The 17,348-nt window shown below is 59.0% G+C and carries 13 protein-coding genes; 6 read left to right on the top strand and 7 right to left on the bottom strand.

Annotated features, from left to right (window positions below):
- The first annotated feature begins 87 nt into the window (after positions 1-87).
- The gene (locus tag HCO70_RS24215; RefSeq protein ID WP_172300494.1) at positions 88-786 is read left to right on the top strand and encodes a sulfotransferase; all 699 of its coding nucleotides are present in this window, start codon (positions 88-90) and stop codon (positions 784-786) included.
- A gap of 213 nt (positions 787-999) precedes the next feature.
- The gene (gene rfbC, locus HCO70_RS24210) at positions 1,000-1,560 is read left to right on the top strand and encodes a dTDP-4-dehydrorhamnose 3,5-epimerase (RefSeq protein ID WP_172300493.1); all 561 of its coding nucleotides are present in this window, start codon (positions 1,000-1,002) and stop codon (positions 1,558-1,560) included.
- A 218-nt stretch (positions 1,561-1,778) separates the two neighbouring features.
- Here the strand turns inward: rfbC and rfbD are convergent, their stop codons facing one another.
- The 3 genes from rfbD to HCO70_RS24195 all read right to left on the bottom strand — a co-directional run bounded on the left by rfbD (position 1,779) and on the right by HCO70_RS24195 (position 5,646).
- Positions 1,779-2,657, bottom strand: a complete 879-nt coding sequence (gene rfbD / locus HCO70_RS24205; RefSeq protein ID WP_172300492.1) for a dTDP-4-dehydrorhamnose reductase — start codon at positions 2,655-2,657, stop codon at positions 1,779-1,781.
- Complete coding sequence (locus HCO70_RS24200; RefSeq protein ID WP_172300491.1) at positions 2,654-3,697, bottom strand: NAD(P)-dependent oxidoreductase; 1,044 nt, start codon at positions 3,695-3,697, stop codon at positions 2,654-2,656. The genes rfbD and HCO70_RS24200 overlap by 4 nt, the downstream gene beginning before the upstream one ends.
- 482 nt (positions 3,698-4,179) lie before the next feature.
- Positions 4,180-5,646 (bottom strand): O-antigen ligase, encoded by a 1,467-nt coding sequence (locus tag HCO70_RS24195; protein ID WP_172300490.1) that lies wholly within the window; start codon positions 5,644-5,646, stop codon positions 4,180-4,182.
- Between the two features lie 119 nt (positions 5,647-5,765).
- On the opposite strand from HCO70_RS24195, the gene HCO70_RS24190 reads away from it, so the two are divergent.
- Positions 5,766-6,545 carry a sulfotransferase family 2 domain-containing protein gene (locus HCO70_RS24190; RefSeq protein ID WP_172300489.1) on the top strand — a complete coding sequence of 260 codons (780 nt, stop codon included), beginning with the start codon at positions 5,766-5,768 and terminating at the stop codon, positions 6,543-6,545.
- Between the two features lie 19 nt (positions 6,546-6,564).
- Here HCO70_RS24190 and HCO70_RS24185 read toward each other — a convergent pair whose 3' ends face one another.
- Positions 6,565-7,464, bottom strand: a complete 900-nt coding sequence (locus tag HCO70_RS24185) for a glycosyltransferase family 2 protein (RefSeq protein ID WP_172300488.1) — start codon at positions 7,462-7,464, stop codon at positions 6,565-6,567.
- Positions 7,465-7,690: 226 nt separating this feature from the next.
- On the opposite strand from HCO70_RS24185, the gene HCO70_RS24180 reads away from it, so the two are divergent.
- On the top strand, positions 7,691-8,608 hold the full coding sequence (locus HCO70_RS24180) for a glycosyltransferase family 2 protein (protein ID WP_172300487.1): 918 nt from the start codon (positions 7,691-7,693) through the stop codon (positions 8,606-8,608).
- Between the two features lie 61 nt (positions 8,609-8,669).
- On the opposite strand, the gene HCO70_RS24175 is transcribed toward HCO70_RS24180, so the two are convergent.
- Complete coding sequence (locus HCO70_RS24175; protein WP_172300486.1) at positions 8,670-9,569, bottom strand: sulfotransferase domain-containing protein; 900 nt, start codon at positions 9,567-9,569, stop codon at positions 8,670-8,672.
- Positions 9,570-9,877: 308 nt separating this feature from the next.
- Here HCO70_RS24175 and xrtD point away from each other — a divergent pair, with 308 nt between their 5' ends.
- Positions 9,878-11,482 carry a VPLPA-CTERM-specific exosortase XrtD gene (xrtD, locus tag HCO70_RS24170; RefSeq protein WP_172300485.1) on the top strand — a complete coding sequence of 535 codons (1,605 nt, stop codon included), beginning with the start codon at positions 9,878-9,880 and terminating at the stop codon, positions 11,480-11,482.
- A 1-nt stretch (position 11,483) separates the two neighbouring features.
- On the opposite strand, the gene HCO70_RS24165 is transcribed toward xrtD, so the two are convergent.
- Positions 11,484-12,734 carry a glycosyltransferase family 4 protein gene (locus HCO70_RS24165; protein WP_253913472.1) on the bottom strand — a complete coding sequence of 417 codons (1,251 nt, stop codon included), beginning with the start codon at positions 12,732-12,734 and terminating at the stop codon, positions 11,484-11,486.
- A complete protein-coding gene (locus HCO70_RS24160; RefSeq protein ID WP_172300484.1) occupies positions 12,731-13,999 on the bottom strand; it encodes a nucleotide sugar dehydrogenase in 1,269 nt (422 codons plus the stop codon). The genes HCO70_RS24165 and HCO70_RS24160 overlap by 4 nt, the downstream gene beginning before the upstream one ends.
- 757 nt (positions 14,000-14,756) lie before the next feature.
- Here HCO70_RS24160 and HCO70_RS24155 point away from each other — a divergent pair.
- Positions 14,757-17,270 carry a LamG-like jellyroll fold domain-containing protein gene (locus HCO70_RS24155; RefSeq protein ID WP_172300483.1) on the top strand — a complete coding sequence of 838 codons (2,514 nt, stop codon included), beginning with the start codon at positions 14,757-14,759 and terminating at the stop codon, positions 17,268-17,270.
- Positions 17,271-17,348 lie beyond the last annotated feature (78 nt).

The following is a 17,348-nucleotide window of genomic DNA, read 5'->3' as shown; positions in this document are numbered from 1 at the left end:
GGCAAGCAGACAACGAGCTGTCGGGAATGGCTGCCATATTGAACCAGGTTGCAAACTTTATTTTTGGGCCGCCAAGCGAGTGAATTGATGAAAAAAAAATATAATGTCGTTTCTAGATTGATATCTGGGCGAAAGGCCGAAAAGATATTTGCAATTGGGGAGAATAAGAGCGGAACAACGTCTCTGCACCGTATTTTTCAGGATTTGGGCAACCGTTCTTATCATGGTACGAAGTGGCGTAACACGGCGAACACGGGAATCTACTACCTATACGACGCCTTCTGCGACGGAACTCCGGATGATTTTCGAAAACTTGACCAAATGTTTTTAAATGCAAAGTTCATTCTTCAGGTGCGCGAACTCGACACTTGGATTGACAGCCGGCTGGAACACATTCGCCGGCTTCCGCCAAACCGCGAACGTCACCCTCTCTGGACGATAAAGGAAAGTTCCATCCGAGCGTGGACGATTCAAAGAAATGCCTATCACATTGATGTCCTGACCCATTTCCGGGACCGCCCGGAGGACTTACTGCTCGTCAACTACATTCGGGATGCCAGTGCTCCGGACAGGATCTGTGAGTTTCTTGGCCACGAGCCACTTGAAAACAAGCCTCATGAGAACGTAAACCCGCGCGCCGGAAAGGCCCTTAAAAATGCAGATATGATTGCGTCAGCACTTGGCCACCTGGGGATTCCGTCGGAAGAATGGGGGAACGACATTCACTGCCCATCGTTATCGCCGGAGGGATCTCATTCCGTACCCGCTGACACAGATCATCGATAGATGCGAATTTCTCTGGTCCCAGGTGTCCGACGGCAGATATTCTGGCAAAGCTCCGGCGGTTTCTTAGCGGAGGCGGTTTTGCGATCTTTACCCCGGCCAAACCGCGATCTTCTTGACACCGCCTTGTTGACAGCCTCCGCTAGCTAATGCCAACTCCACGCGCTTCCGGGCCGGCACGTCCGGCAGATTTCAACCCAGATTCAGGGGATTATTGTGGCACTCGACGTAACCTCCCTATCCATTCCAGATGTCAAATTGATCACTCCGAAGAAGTTCGGCGATCATCGCGGCTTCTTCTCCGAGACCTTCAATGCGAAAGCGATGAAGGAGGCCGGGATCGACCTCGAGTTTGTGCAGGATAACCATTCGCTTTCTGCCGAGGTAGGAACCATGCGCGGGCTGCATTTTCAGGCGCCGCCCTTCGCTCAGGACAAGCTCGTTCGTGTAATCCGCGGCGCAATCATCGACGTGGCTGTCGACATTCGCCGCTCATCGCCCACTTTCGGCCAGCACGTGGCCGCCGAGATTTCCGCAGAGAACTGGACTCAGATCCTGGTGCCCAAGGGCTTTGCCCATGGTTTCTTCACCATCCAGCCGGACACCGAGGTGATCTACAAGGTTACCAATTTCTATTCGGCGGAAAACGACGCTGGCATCCTCTGGAACGACCCGGCGCTTGGCATCGACTGGCCGGTGCCTGATAATGGGGCGGTCCTGTCGGACAAAGACAAGGTACAGCCGAAACTGGCCGAGATAGAATCACCCTTCGACTGATCCGCTCGCAGCAAGCGGCTACGTCCTGGTTGCTGGCGTAGCTGCTACACGTGAGATGTGTGACTGGCTATTCGTTTGTCGGTTTCGAAGGGACATAGAACATGTCCCGTCCACTCCATCGCGATGCGCGGCCTACTCCGGTGCGGCAACGGACATTGCGTTGTCGACCGCCGCCAACTGGCCGCGGCGGCGTGTCTTTCGTGAGGCAATGGGTACCGTCAGCTGAGATGGCCCTTGGAAACGAGATAGCGTTGCAACGCATCTCTCCAGTCTGGCATCGGCGTGATAAGTTCCGCAGTCTTTGAGTTGTCGAGCACTGAATAGCGGGGGCGTGCCGCCCGGGTCGTGAATTCTTCTGAGGTACAGGGCGTGACCGTGGCATTGACGCCAGCCATGCTAATGATCTCCGACGCGAACTCGTGCCAGCTTGCCTGCCCGGTACCGGAGACGTGGTACGTTCCCGCAGGGCTCCCTTTGTCGATAAGTGCCAGAATTGCAGCCGCGATATCGGAGGTAGCGGTGGGCGACATGAACTGGTCGGCGACCACCTTCAGTGCACCCTTCTCCTTGCCGAACCGAAGCATGGTTTCAACAAAGTTGCCGCCTTTGCCCGAAGCGCCGGCGACGCCGAACAGCGAGGACACACGCAGGATGACACAGTCCTCGTGGGCCAACTTCGCCAGCGTCTCCCCCATTGCCTTCGAAGCGCCATAGACATTGACCGGAGCCATGCAATCCGTCTCCGTCAATGGGGTCGTACGAGCCGTATCGCCACCAAAGACGTAATCCGTACTGATATGTACGAAGCGGGCTTTTTGGGCCGCACAGGCTTTCGCAAGCGTCTCCACTCCGTGGGTATTGGTGGCAAAGGCTAGCCCGGCATTGTCCTCTACCTCGTCGGTCTTGTGATAAGAGGTGCAGTTGACGAGTACGTCAAAATCCACGTCTGCCAGCACGTCGCCGACACTTTGCGTGTCGGAGATGTCCAAGGCATCACGCCCTAATGGAATAAGCTCGAAAGGCGCGTCGTTCGCTATATGCGCGGCGCGGATGTCAGTGCCCAACTGGCCATTCGGCCCAAGCAGGAGGACCTTCACAGCTCGATCACCCCGCCATACAGTTCGACGTCCTTGACGATGCTGTGCCACTTGGCGAGTTCCTGATACCAAGACAGCGTTATGGTCCGGGTATTCTTTTCACTGGTGCCCGCCTCGATTGCGGCGCAAATTTCCTTCACGCCATCCTCGGCGATCTTTTCAGCCTTCCAGCCAAGTGCTTCTATCTTGTCAAAGCTGACACGGTAGGAACGGTGATCGGGATCGCCGTACCATTCAATCTCCACATCGCGCGGAACAGCCGCAGCTACGCGCTCGGCAAGCGGTCCAAGCTGATAATTGTTGGCGTCTGAGCCGACGTTGAAGATCTGCCCGTTGACCGAACCGTGCGGCGCCGTGAGCATGAAGATCTGTGCCGCTGCCGTGTCTGATACATGTACCATGGGTCGCCATTGCGATCCGTCGCGCATCAAAGGCAATTTGCCGGTCATCCATGCCCCTTCGGACATGCCGTTGATGGCGAGGTCGTAGCGCATCCGTGGGCTTAGTCCGTAAACGGTCGCCTGGCGCAACACCACGACGCAGAAATCATCATCGGCCAACGGCAGTACGCCGTTCTCGGCCATCTCGTTGGCCTTCGCGTAGGTTGTCAGCGGGTTGGTCTTCGCGGTCTCGTCCACAATTACGCCAGGGCCCTGGAAGCCGTAGATCGAACAGGAGGACGGCAGGATGTAGCGCTTTGCACCTGCCTCCTTCGCGAGTTGTGCACAGCGTATGCGGCTATCGCGGTTGATCGCGTAAGTCGCGTCCATGAAAAGCTCGCCGGAGGGGTCATTCGAGAGCGCCACAAGGTCGATCACCGCGTCCACGCCCTCGAAATGCGCGGCCGTCAATTTGCGGCTGTCCTCGACAATGCATTCGAGATTCTCATGAGGGGCGAGCAGATCTCGGCCGAAAAAGAACCGGTCCAACACTTTAACATGATAGCCCCGCTCAAGAAGCATCGGCACCAGCGTTGTGCCTATATAGCCACCGCCGCCAGTTACCAGAACCGTACCGCTGGCGATTGTCGTGTCACTCATGATTTTTCCTCTATTCGCTCTGGCGCAATCAATTCAAATTCCGGCCCGCCGGATCCGCGCTTCGGGGCCCCGTAATGGCTGCACCGTAGCGGCGGGACGACAACTCGTCGAGACAGCCCTTCCATGAACCCAGTGGCCGGTGTCGCTGGGTAACACCCCGTTCGCATTCGGGTCGTATTGTGACCATTGCAAGCGATTCCCAACGGCCCGATTCAATAGCTTAAAACGGCGCAGAATCTAAGCCCGGCTAACCGCTCAAACCTTAGCTTCGCCGGATGGGAAACAACAGTGCACACATCCGCATATTCCGGCGAAGAAAGCGGGCTATCCGCGAATCCCTTACGCCCCCTTGCGGCGGGCGGTCACAGTTTCGACCACGCTGTCGTCAGACCCTTTGGTCGGCGAACCTCGCTCCGGTGGGAGGCACGTGCAGGACATTCACCGAAGTTTGCCGACCCCAGAATTCTTGGATCATCGCTTGTTCATGTACGGGTATGCCGCACTTTTTGCCGAGAGTATGGGGAGACCGGTTCATTAGTTTCGCCGCCCGCCACGTCGGTGTCCTTGGGTTGTGCCGAATTGCCGGTATCCACGGCCCCGGACAACTCGGAATCATTGTATTCCGACGCCTTGTTCCCCACGAAACAAAAACCACATCCGAGCAAAAATACGAATAGGACGTAAACGTTGTTCCAATAGTGTACGGTCCACCCGGAAATATACAGGCCGATCATAGAAATCAAAAAACCGGTTCTGTAGCTGTCGTACCTTTCGCCCATACTCTTGTTAAATATTACAAGAAGTATAACGCTCAGAAACGCCAGATGCAGGAAAACAGCGCACGGTAAGCCATTAATGATGGCAGGCTGCAACCAGAACATGTCAATGCTTTCCGGCATCGACCGGCCGCGCTCCCATTCGTTATAGCCAACTCCAAACAGCGGGTGGCGGGCAACGTTAATAGTCCCCCAGTCCCAGATTTTTAGTCTGTTGTACGCGGAGCTGGGTCGGAAAGCCACAAAGGAAATAAGGATCTGAGCAGGGCTGCGGTTGGCAAATATTGTAATCAATACAACAAACGAAAGGAACATGCCGGATAAAAAGTACCACCTCATCTTGAACTTGCGGAGGATGCGGTCCCAGCTGATCAATCCTAGCTGCGTTGCCATTGCCGTCATCGGACCGGACGAAAGAGACAATCCGGCAGTGAACACAACGGTCGACGTGTAGATCAACTTTTTGAATGCGGAACGCTTGTAGCCAATAACATAAAACGTGCAGCCGATGATGCTGGAGCAGAACACACCGAACGCGATGGGATGTTGGAAGACGGCCTGGACCCGCCGCAATCCCCATCTGGGATCCATATAGATTGGGTAGTTCGACTTAAAAATCGAATTCGATAACTTCAATGCAATGTCCTGACCGGTGACGGTCTCAATGACTGCAAACGGAAGCAAGAACAAAACCAGCAGAAAGAGGGTTTTGATCACTTTATAGAAATGTTCCAAACTTCGGACGTAGACTCGCGCAAGCAGAAATGCACCCATGGTCTCGATCAGCGCGATGCCGCCAGGTTCGAGGCCCGCTGCTGGCCCATGCAGGACCGTGTAGCTCACCCCCACCCATAGGCTCGACAGAAGAAAGGCTATGTCCGCGAAACGGATCCTTCCAGCTCGGCCGGAAAGCCACATGGCAAGCAATGGGACAATAAGGACTATGAGTATGAACCGGTACGCTGACATACGCAGCGGCCCGAGCTGAAAGATGAACGGGAGTATCAGAGAGAACAGATAAACCGTGACCAGAAACGGAAGCTTGTCAGCTCTTTCCCGGCGCGACGCTGAACCGGTTTCCCCCTCTTTGCGAACCTGAGATCCGGGACTGAAACGCGCCAGAGATCCCGAGGCCGCAGGTCGTCCCCCTCCAAAGGCTTCGCTACCGCTCACTGTAGGCTCCAAAAACTATGATTCTGTTGTGCGGCCGGATCAAAATGCATATCACCTAACCTGAAGATTGCGCGCCGCATTTTCAGATTATCTGCATCTATTGGTCGAAACCAGACTCCATGCCCATTTCCCGGATCGGACCCAAACTCGTCTACTTCGCCCATGTGCCGAAATGCGCGGGCAGCTCGATCGAAAACTACCTCCGAGAGAGATTTGGTCGGCTGGCCCTTCTGGATCGCCAGCATCTGTCGCGTCCGCCGAGCGATCGCTGGTCCTGCACCTCCCCGCAGCATATCGACTGGGTCTCGCTCATGCGCATGTTCCCAGAGGATTTCTTTTCCGAAGTGTTCACGGTGGTCCGCCATCCAGTGGGACGGGCGGTAAGCGCCTATCGCTTTCAGTCCGAGGTCGAAGGGACCGTTACCGAGGGTATGAGCTTTGCCGACTGGCTGCGCGACGTGGCGGCGCAGCGCTCTGTCGATCCGCACCGGTTCGACAACCACAGCCGCCCGCAGACCGAATTTCTTCCTCCGGAAGGCACGCTGCCCTGTACCGTTTTCCACCTGGAACACGGGCTTGACGCAGTGATCCCCTATCTCGACGAGCTTGCCGGCGACCAGGGGGGACCGCGCGCCATGGGCCATGTGCTGCAGGCGAAGGAACCTACCTCCGGTCCGCTGACGCCTACTACCGAGGAAATCGCTCTGATCGCCGAAATTTATGCCGCGGATTTCGCGCGCTTCGGCTACGTGCCGGACAGCAAGAAACCCCTTGCGCCCGCGCCGGACCTGTCTCCCGAATTCGCCGCGTCGAATGCCGCTGCCCGCGCCCGCGCGCGGCGGCCGGTCAACCGGCTCGCGTCGCGCGTCCGAACCAAGGTCCGGAAATGGCAAGGCTGACCGGCCGGTCGTCATCGGTTCAGGCGCCCCGCATACCGTCTTTCGAAAGTTTCCCGGCGATAAGATTCCACAGGTAGGACGGATTGTTCTGCAGCCCGGCCAGGTAGAACCGCCGAGCCAGTTTCTTTTTCCCGTGACGCGCCAGAATACGCCCGATCCGCCACATCATCATGCCATAGGCATCGGGGTACTTGGCATAGGCCTCGCGGTTCCGCTTCACGATGCGGATCAGACCGATCGCCTTGGCGCGCTTCAGCTTCGAGATGCCGTCAGGCGAGGAAAACGCCATCACCACCGGGTCGGGATATTCGACGATCTTCGTATGCTGGGCCAGCGAAGAGCTGAATGCCCAGTCCGCGTTCGAGCGGGTAACGCTGTCGAACCAGACCGGATCGGGGTAGCAGTCCCGCTTGAACAGGGTGTTCTGAAGGCTGATCCGGTTGCCGGTCAGGTATTTTCGAACCTGGTCCTCACCGGGCTTCATGATGTCGGCCGGCGGCGGACGCATCGACACTTTGCCGACGCCATAAGATCCGTCCGGACCGCTGCCGTAGAGTACCTTGGAGTGCACCACCACGCCCACGTCCTCGGGCAGCGATTCGAGCAGGTCCACCTGCGTCTGCAGCTTGTTCGGAAGCCAAAGGTCGTCGCTGTCCTGAAAGGCAATGTATTTGCCGGTAGCTGCGGCCAGACCGGCGTTCCGGGCGACGGAGGCGCCGCCATTCTTCTCGAGCTTGATGTACCGCACCCGCAGATCGCCGATACCTTCGACAATCGGCCTGAGATCGACGGTTGATGCGTCATCGACAACAATCAGCTCCAGGTCGCGGTAGGACTGGTCGAGCACACTGCGCATCGAATCCGCGAGACTCGCCTCGCGATTATAGACCGGCAAAATGACTGAGACGTTTGCAACCATCGGTCGCTCCAAGAAAATTTCATTGTTGTCAAACCGAACAACGGGGAGCACCCCCCGTGCCACCGCGAAGCATACTCGCGATTGGATTCGGGAATATCAACAAACTTGTCATCGCGCCGCGGTTGGCATGCGCCCTGTGATCGCCTAGCATCGTGTCGTCCGGACTGGCAGGTCGGACCGCCTATTTTTTACCCGCTGCCGGTCTGGCAGCCTGAGGGGCCATATTATGCCCGACGCACCCGCTCTGAGCGTCATCATCCCGCATCTGAACGCGCCGGACGCGCTGAACCGGTGCCTGGCGTCGCTCGCCGGTCAGCGCGGCGATGGCGTCCCGTTCGAGGTGATCGTGGTCGACAATGGCTCGGCCCAGCTGCCGGATGCAATCTGCGGCGCCTTCGGTTTTGTCCGGCTGGAGCAGGAGCTCACGCCCGGTCCCGGCCCGGCCCGCAGCCGTGGCGCACACCTGGCGCGGGCGGATTTACTCGCCTTCATTGACTGTGACTGCATCGCCGCACCGGGTTGGATCGCCGGCATCCACGGCTATTTCCGCGATCATCCGGAGACGGACGTAATCGGCGGCGACGTGCGCATCCACCGCGCCGACGCGGAGCGCCCGACGGCCATCGAAGCCTATGAGGGCGTCTATGGTTACCGAATGAAGCTGTATGTCGAACGCGACGGCTACACCGCGACCTGTAACATGGCCGTCCGCCGAGACACCTTCCTTCAGGTCGGTGATTTCGCCGGCATCTCTATCGCCGAGGATGTCGACTGGGGCCGCCGCGCCACCGCGCAGGGCATCCGCATCGACTATGCGCCCGACATCTGCATTGCCACCCCGGCGCGCGAGAGTTTTTCCGAACTGACCCGCAAATGGGACCGCCATATCGGCCACGACTTCGCCGAGCTGACCTCGACGAAAGACCGCGCGCGCTGGACCCTGCGGTCCCTGTCACTGGCCGCCTCGCCGCTGGCCGAAATCCCGCGCATCGCAGGCTCCGACCGCCTCAGCGGCATGAACGAGCGGGCGCTTGCCTTCCTTGGTCTCACCCGAATCCGCTTCTACCGCTGCCGGCGCATGCTCGGCCTGCTGCTGAGCGGCGACGACCGGGCCCTTTCCGGCGCTTGGAGGCATCGTGGCTGATGTCCGTGCGACGTGACTGGGCCGCTGCCGATTTGAGATTTCCGGTTGGGACGGTTCGAGTTCAATAACCGAATTTGCGCAGAACCGGCCCCAGTTCCTTCTCGATATAGGCGACGTGGTCGTCCTCGAGTTCCTTCTGCCACTGACCTGACTTGCCGCTGCGCAGGTGGCTCTTTGCCGTGACCTCACCACTGGCCTTGCCGGAACGGCTGCCTGCCTCGAACAGGCGCATCAGGTCGGTGGACAGCGCCAGCGCTTCTCCGTCGAAGCCGAGATGGGCGAAGATCTCGGAATAGATCCGATCGCGCTCCGGCCCCATAAGATCGTCATAGGCGACCTCATAAATGTCCGGATCGTCGAGATTCCAGTTCAGGAGTGTCTGCCGGTAGAAAAATATGAAGTGGTCGATCTCCAGGAACAGCCCGTCGCGCTTATCCGCGCGGTTAAGCTTTTCCTGATAGCTCACGCCATCGTCGTCGGGCCGGTGTACCCAGGTCTCGTGGGTCCACTTGTGATAGTGATAGCCCGACACGATCATGTCGCGCGGATCCCGCATCACATGGACGCCGCGATACTTGCCTAGCGCCGGCAGGTTCAGCTTGCCGTGCATCGACATCACCAGCCGCGATTTCGGATCGGGCTGCTCGGAATGGACGATCTGGTAAGGCAGTTTCAGCGCGATCGAGAGCGGTTTCAGCACGGCGGTGAAGTAGGTCGTCATCACCTTGTGATGCGTCGCCACGAACCGGACGGGCGCGTCGGTTGTCGAGGGCTGCGCCTGCATCCGCATGGCGGCGACGCGACGCATCATGCTCCAGAAATCGGATTGCCCGAGCAACCCGCGATTCTTCGCGATAAAATTCGGGACCTCGCGCCGCAGCGTGGCCAGCTTGTTGCGGCGAACCGGCCGGCCCTGACCGGCAGGCGTCATGATTTCGGTATCGAGTAACCTGTTGTCCAAATTATGCCGCCTGAAATTCCGGGTCTGATTCTATGAGGCCGAATCTAACGATCCGTGCTGTGCTGGAAATCGCCTCTCAGGGCGGAGAAACGCGAATCCGACGAACGCTGTAAAGTCTATTCCACCGATGCTGCGGTCACTGGCAACATCGTTTCCGTTATCGCAGGATTGTCAACTACAGGCACCCTGCAAGGCCTGTCAGAGCGCAACGTCACGGCAATTTGGGTCGCGTTCAGGCGGCAGTTCAGCTAACCTGCCGATCGGGTGTCCGCATTTCGATTATTGCTTGTTTGGGGGATCTTTAGCGCGTGTCCAGCTCTGCTTCCGTCCGGAGTTCCGACCGGTCTTTGAACTCGGTCACGCTGAATCCCGTCGGCCTGCTCCTGTTCCTGCTTCTTGTCGCTGGCTCGATCCCGATCTTCTGGATCGGTTTCGTCTCGCTCGGCAAGGCTTGGTCCACAGCCGAGTATAGCCACGGCCCGCTGATCCCGATCATTTCGCTTTACCTGTTCCTGCGCGAGCTGCGGCGAATGCCGCTGCCGGCGCCGCAGGTCCACGACCGTTGGCCGGGCATCCTGGTCATCGTGGCAGGGCTGATGGTGGCTATCCTCGGCAATCTCGCTCGCATCCCCGACATCGTGACCTACGGTATGATTGTGTGGATTGGTGGCGTCGTTCTGACCGTCTTCGGCTGGGCCCGCGGCCGGCATCACATGCTGCCAGTGGTGCACCTTGTCTTCATGCTGCCATTGCCGCTCTTCCTGTACTGGAAGCTGACAATCCTACTGCAATGGATCTCTTCGGTGATCGGCGTCTGGATTGCGCAGACGGCCGGCGTGTCGGTCTTTTTGGATGGTAACGTGATCGACCTCGGCGTCTACAAGCTGCAGGTGGCAGAGGCCTGTTCCGGCCTGCGTTACCTGTTCCCAATCCTCTCCTTCTCTTACCTCTTCGCGATTCTCTACCGTGGCCCGCTGTGGCACAAGCTTGTGCTGCTTCTGTCGGCGGCGCCGCTGACGGTATTGATGAACTCGGTCCGTATCGGCGTGATCAGCGTGCTGGTCGACCGCTACGGTATCGAGCAGGCCGAAGGTTTCCTGCATTTCTTCGAGGGCTGGGTGATCTTCCTTACCTGCGTCGGCATCCTGTTCCTGATGGCTATCGCGTTGCAGCGGCTGACGCCAAACCCGAAACCGCTATCCGAGGCAATCGATCTCGACACTACAGGCTTCGGCCCGATCCTGCTGCGCATCTTCGGCATCCGGCCGTCGGTGGCGCTGGCCCTCGCCGCGGCCTTGACACTCTTGGTCTCTACAGCCTGGGCACTGCACGAAGGCGCCGAGCCGGAGCCTATGCCGCGCGACAGCTTTGCAATCTTCCCCACCCATATCGGCGACTGGTATGGCTCTTCCGCGCGGCTCGACCCGCAGGTAGAGAACGTGCTGGGCGCGTCCGACTACCTGAACAACACTTACCTGAACCCGGGCGGCGGCAACCCCGTGAACATGTTCGTGGCTTACTACGACAAGCAGACCGAAGGCGACGGCATCCATTCGCCCGAGATTTGCCTGCCGGTGGGCGGATGGGAGATATTCAGCCTGGAGCCTCGGAAGATCGACACCGGTCTGCCGGACTATAGCAGCTTCGAGGTGCACCGTGCTGTGATCCAGAAGGGGCTGTCGAAGCAGCTGGTCTATTACTGGTTCGAACAGCGCGGCAAACGGCAGATCAACGACTTCGCCGCCAAGATTGGCGTCATCTATGACGGGCTGGTGATGGGCCGTACCGACGGGGCGCTGGTGCGCTACGTCACTGCCATCGACGCGGGTGAGACAGAAGCAGAAGCCGAAGAACGTCTGCAGGAGTTCCTGCGCGACAGCCTCGAAAAGCTGCCGCGTTACGTTCCGCTGTAAATCAGTGCCGCTTTTCCGCCGCGCGCTGGTAGGCTGCGATCAGCGCGTCGACCTGGTGGTCCCAGTTCAGTTCCGCTTCCACCCGGTGCCGACCAAAGGCACCCATCTCGGCAGATGTCTCGGGGTCGTCCAGCAGCGACAGGATCTTGTCTGCCAGGTCGTGGGTGTTGTTCGGCTCGGCATAGAGTGACGACCGCCCGGCCGAGAACCGGCCTTCCGTCACCTCGAACTGCACGATGGGCTTCGAGAACGCCATGTACTCTAGGATCTTGTTCATCGTGGACTTGTCGTTCATTGGGTTCACGCGGTCCGGGTTCACGCAGACATCCGCGCTCGACAGTACCTCGAACAGCTCCGCGTCTGGCGCGCGGCCGGTGAAGGTGACGTGATCCTCCAGCCCCAGCTTTGCCGCCATCGCCTTCAGACCGTCCAGCGCCGGGCCGCCGCCAACCAGTACGAACTGCACGTCGCGTCCCCGGTCGTGAACCATCTCGCGCGCAGCTTCCAGCAGCAGGTCGATCCCCTCCTGATCGCCCATGACACCGACATAGCCGACCATATGCGCGCGGCCGTTCTTCCACGCCGGGTTCGGCTCCATCACCTCCAGCCGGTTCAGGTCGGGGCCGGAGCGGACGACGAAGACGTCCTCGGGTGCGACACCGCCGCGGTCCCGCGCGATCGCCGCATAGCTCTCGTTGGTCGAAATCACAACGTCGGCCGCATGGAAGGTCCAGCGCTCGAACAGAACCATCAGCTTCCAGAAGAAACCGCGCTTGCCGAACTTTGCCTCGTATAGCTCGGGATTGATATCGTGATGGTCGAAGATGAACCGCCGCCCGAACCACTTGAATGGCTTGGCAACAAGGAAGATCAGGTCGGGCGGGTTGCAGGCATGGATCGTGTCGAAGCCGTGCTTCTTGCGAATCTTCAGCGCTAGCCGCATCTCGTGGTACAGCGCCGCGCCATATTCCAGCAGGTAGCCGCTGGCGCCGCTGGCATCCAGCGGCAGCTTGTGGCGGTAGATATGGACACCGTCGAGTTCCTCGTACTCGGCCTCGTAACCCTTGCCGACCGGGCAGATCACCGCCACCTGCGCCCCCGCCGCGGTCAGCGTCCGGCATTCGTGCCAGACCCGCCGGTCAAAAGGCAGCGGCAGGTTCTCGACGATGATCAGGATGCGCCGGCCGTCCAGCGGCCGCGTCTCCCGCACCGCATCGAGACGGGGCATACGAGCGGGTGCCGCATCGTTCATGGCAGAGTCCCGAGGTTGCGCACGTCGACACCCTCAGGCAGCGTCAGCGACTTGATGGTCGCGTTGGTCGCGACCACGCGGGCGTATTCGGTGCTTTCAGCGTGGCCCTTTTCGACCAGAAGACGCTCCAGCACCGGCAACTGGCTGTAGGCATAGCCGAGGTTCGCACCGACCAGCTTTGTCGCATCCACGCCGGGATCGAAGATCTCCAGGTTGAACCCCGCCGCCAGCAACTTGCGCGCCAGATCGACATTCGGGCTTTCACGCAGGTCGTCGGTCCCGGCCTTGAATGCCAGCCCGGCCATCAGGATGCGCGCGCCGGGCTCCAGACCCTCGGCCGCATATTCGAACAGTCGGTGCTTGTGCGCCTCGTTCGACCCCAAGAGGCTGTTGATCATCGGCAGGTTGGTGCCCGTATCCGCCGCGATATGCTGCAGTGCACGCACGTCCTTGGGCAGGCAGGACCCGCCAAAGGCGCCGCCGGGACGCATGTAATAGGCAGAGATGTTCAGCTTGGTGTCCGACACGAAGATCTCGTGCACCTGCTGCGCCGACACACCGAGTGCCAGGCACGTCCGGCCGATCTCATTGGCGAAGGCGACCTTGGCGGCGTGCCAGCTGTTGTCGATGAACTTGGTGATCTCCGACTCGCGGTAGCCCACATTGAAGGTCGGCGCCTCGATATTGGCGTTCAGCTGCTCCATCACCGGATTGGCTTTGCCGTCCTTCGTGCCGACGACGATCTTCGGAGGCTGGAAATAGTCCTTTACCGCCGTTCCCTCGCGCAGGAACTCGGGGTTGTAGACCACCTCGACGCGATTCGCGGTGTCATTCCCTAACGTCGCTTCGAGAATCGGCAGCACCAATTCCTCCACAGTGCCCGGACGAAAGGTGGATCTGTAGGCGATGACGAGCGGATTCTCGCGCGGCGCGTCGAGCGCGGCGGCGATCTGTCTTGTCACGTCCGCGATGTAGCTCATGTTGTGCGATCCGTCCGCCGCCGAGGGCGTGCCGACGCAGACCACCGCCAGGTCGCAATCGGCCAGATGACCGCCGATCGAGGTGTCCGCCTCGAAGCGTCCGGCCGCCAGCGCGTCCTTCAGCATCTCCTCGACCTGGGGCTCGATGATGGGCGTCGTACCCGACATCACCTGGCGCACCTTGCGGGAACTCACGTCGATGCCGACGACCCTGTGCCCCTCGCTCGCGATACAGCAGGCCGCCGTGAATCCGACATAGCCCAAACCCAGAACTGCTACCTTCATAGGGAACCACCCATGCCAATCTCTTCCGTCAAATCAATAACGTCCGTTAACCTGTTATCCTGAAGCCGGACGATCAACGCGAATTCTGCGCAACACAAGACTGCGACCGCAACAGGCGACCGCATGCCGCGCAAATGAGTACCCACATACCGTTCGATGCCACCATTGCCCAGTTAAAAGCCGGACCAGATCCCGGCTCTTTCCGGGCACTGCCGACCCCGCCATAACACCACAAAAGGGGCAGACGGACTCTTTTTCCGCAAAAAGTTTCCGCCCGCCGTCCAAAGCCCGACTCGGCCCGTCCTTCGCCCCGCCGACCGAAACAATCCGACGGGTTCTGCGCTGCAGCACCTAGCCTTAATTTTGCGCTATTTGTGAACAGATCGGATGGCCGAAAGCCGCTGATCGCTCATGGAATCCCTTAAAATGGCGGGGACCCGCCTAACTTTGACCGTCCCATTGTCTCATCTTCGACCGATTGCTAATCGACGATTCATACGAGGGGGCAGAGTGTCTGCGAGGCAAAAGTGACGGGCGATCGCACCAATATTGGCATTTGGAATCAGGGGACTGGATTCCCGCTGTCCAATTGTGCGCGCGCCCTTGCTGGAAGCTTTGACACCGAAGGAAAGAACGGACGTAGCCCTAAACTATTCGTCCACCTTTCGGCGGTAAGACATTCATTAGGAAACATGCAACCACTCATGCAAAAACCTAACCCGATCCCCCGGTCGGGAAATGAAAGGCTGTCACGGACATGGCAAACATTACTGTTTCAAACAGCGCCGAGCTGAAATCGGCGCTGTCGTCGGCGAAGGCGGGCGACACGATACTGCTGGAATCCGGCAATTACGGCGACGTCGACCTGGAGAATCTGAACTTCAGCGACTACGTAACCATCACTTCGGCCGATGGGGCGAACGGGGCGGTTTTCGATAGTCTGACCGTCGTTGATTCAAGCTATCTGCGGATTGATGGTGTTCACGTCGACTCCGACTCAGGGCGCGCAGGTATCTGGGTCTCCGGATCCGACCATCTCGAGATCGTGAACTCCGAGATAAATGGCCCCCTCGACGACGCTGGCGCAATGGATGAACTGCGTTTCGGTATCGAGGTTCGCGACGGTAGCCACGACATCGTTATCGAGAACAACTACGTCCATCACGCAATGAACGGCATTGCGAACTTTGGCACATCTGATTTCGAGATCATCGGAAACAACGTCAACTATATCGGTTCGGACGCGTTTAAATTTGCTGGCGTTGAGAACGGGCTGATCAAGAACAATATCGGACCCACCCATTTCTACCCGTACGATGATGCCCATGCGGACTTCATGCAGTTTCAGGGCGAACCCTCGCATAACATCGAGATTATCGGGAACGTTCTTCTTCTCGAGAACCGCACCGACATGCAGGGCATCTACTTCGGCGGTGTAGGCGGTCACAGCGATATAGTGATCGAGCAGAATATCATCTACACGCATATGAATAACGGCATCTACATTGTGGATGGCGTCGGCAGCACGATCACGATCTCGCACAACACGTTGATCAATTCGATGACGGGCAGGCAGGAAGTAACCCGTATTACTGCTCCGTCCGGATCGACCATCGAATACAACATCATGTCGATGAAGAGTGGTGAACTCGACGGCAAGAATCTGGAGATGCAGTTCACGGATGAAAGCGGCGCCTACCATTACGACGACCTGTTCGCCAATGCCGACACTACCGACGGCATCACGCTCGAAGACCTTGTTCCGGTCGAAGGCAGCATGGCCGAAAGCTACGGCGCCTACGAACGTCTGATGGAACTGCTGAACGGTGAAACCACCGATACGGGGTCCGAGACGAAAGAACCCACCACAACCGAGCCCGAGGAAGAGACCACGACCGATCCGGAAGAGGAGGAGACAGCCTCCGCTCCCGATGAGGCCGAAACGCCGTCCGAGCCGGAGGAGGAAGAAGAGACTCCGGTCACGGAGCCGGAAGAAGAGACACCCACAGAGACGGAAGAAGAGGAAGAAGCCTCTGTCGATCCGGAAGGTGTCGTGTTCAGCCTCAATGGCACCTACGATATCGCGTCGACATCGGACGTGATCGAACTCGAGCACTCTGAAGAGTTCGAGCTGTCGGAAGGCACCATCGCGCTGACCTTCAACGCCGATACGGTGTCGGGCAAGCAAGGCATCATCTCGAAGGATGCCTATGGCGACGGTGACCACTTCTCCGCCTATATCCGGAACGGCAATCTCTTTGTCCGCTTCCAGAACAGCGACGGCACCGAAGAACAGATCCGTGTGCGCGGTATTCAGGCGAACACCGACTACGATCTTCAGATCAGCTTCGGTGACGGTGCGGTCTCCGTCATGCTGAATGGCGAGGTGGTCGGCGAAGCCGCGTTCGACATGGACTTCGCTTCGAATTCAGAGTTCCTGCAGATCGGTGCCAACGGCTGGGGCAGCGACTCGGGCGAAGGTGGCTACGAGCAGGTGTTCAACGGCACGATCTCGGACCTCATGTTCGTCGACAGCGTCGTCTCCTACGAGGAGATGCAGGCGCTGCTCGCCGGAGAGACCGCCGAGACGAGCGAGCCGGAGGAAGTGGACGAGACCGAAACCGATACCGGGTCGGAAACCGATACCGGCACGGAAACGCCCTCCGAGACCGAGGAGGAAACCGCCACCGACACGCCGGAGGAGACCGGAACCGACGAAGAAGTGTCGCAGCCGGAAACGGCCGAAGAGATGGTGTTCAGCCTGCTGGGCGATCACGAGTTCTCCGGATCCGCGGATGTGGTCGAACTGGCGCATTTCAAGGATCTGGAGCTCTCCGAAGCCACCATCATGCTGACCTTCAATGCCGATACGGTGTCGGGCAAGCACGGCATCATCTCGAAGGATGCCTATGGCGACGGCGATCACTTCACCGCCTATATCCGGAACGGCAACCTCTTTGTCCGCTTCCAGGACGGCGAAACCAGCGAAGAGTTCAAGGTCCGACACATCGAGGCGAACAAGGATTATGACCTGCAGATCACCTTTGGCGATGGCAAGGTCACGGCCATGCTCGACGGCGAGGTCATCGGAGAATCCGCCTTCGACATGACCTGGGAAGACAACGACGAGTACCTGCAGATCGGCGCCAATGGCTGGGCCAGCGACAGCGGCGAGGCCGGCTACGATCAGGTCTTCGACGGCACGATCTCCGACGTTGCCATCTTCGACGAGGTCATCACGACGGCGGATCACGACTACTACTTCAGCTGATCCCGATCCTCAGAAACTCAGCGCGGCAGGTCCGGTTCCGGGCCTGCCGCGTTGCTTTTCAGGGTATGCAGCCCGCCC

Origin of the sequence: Pseudoruegeria sp. HB172150 (assembly GCF_013184805.1) — a bacterium.
GTDB lineage: Bacteria > Pseudomonadota > Alphaproteobacteria > Rhodobacterales > Rhodobacteraceae > Psychromarinibacter.
Note: the sequence above shows the minus strand (reverse complement) of the source record. Positions and strands in the feature narration are given on the sequence as shown.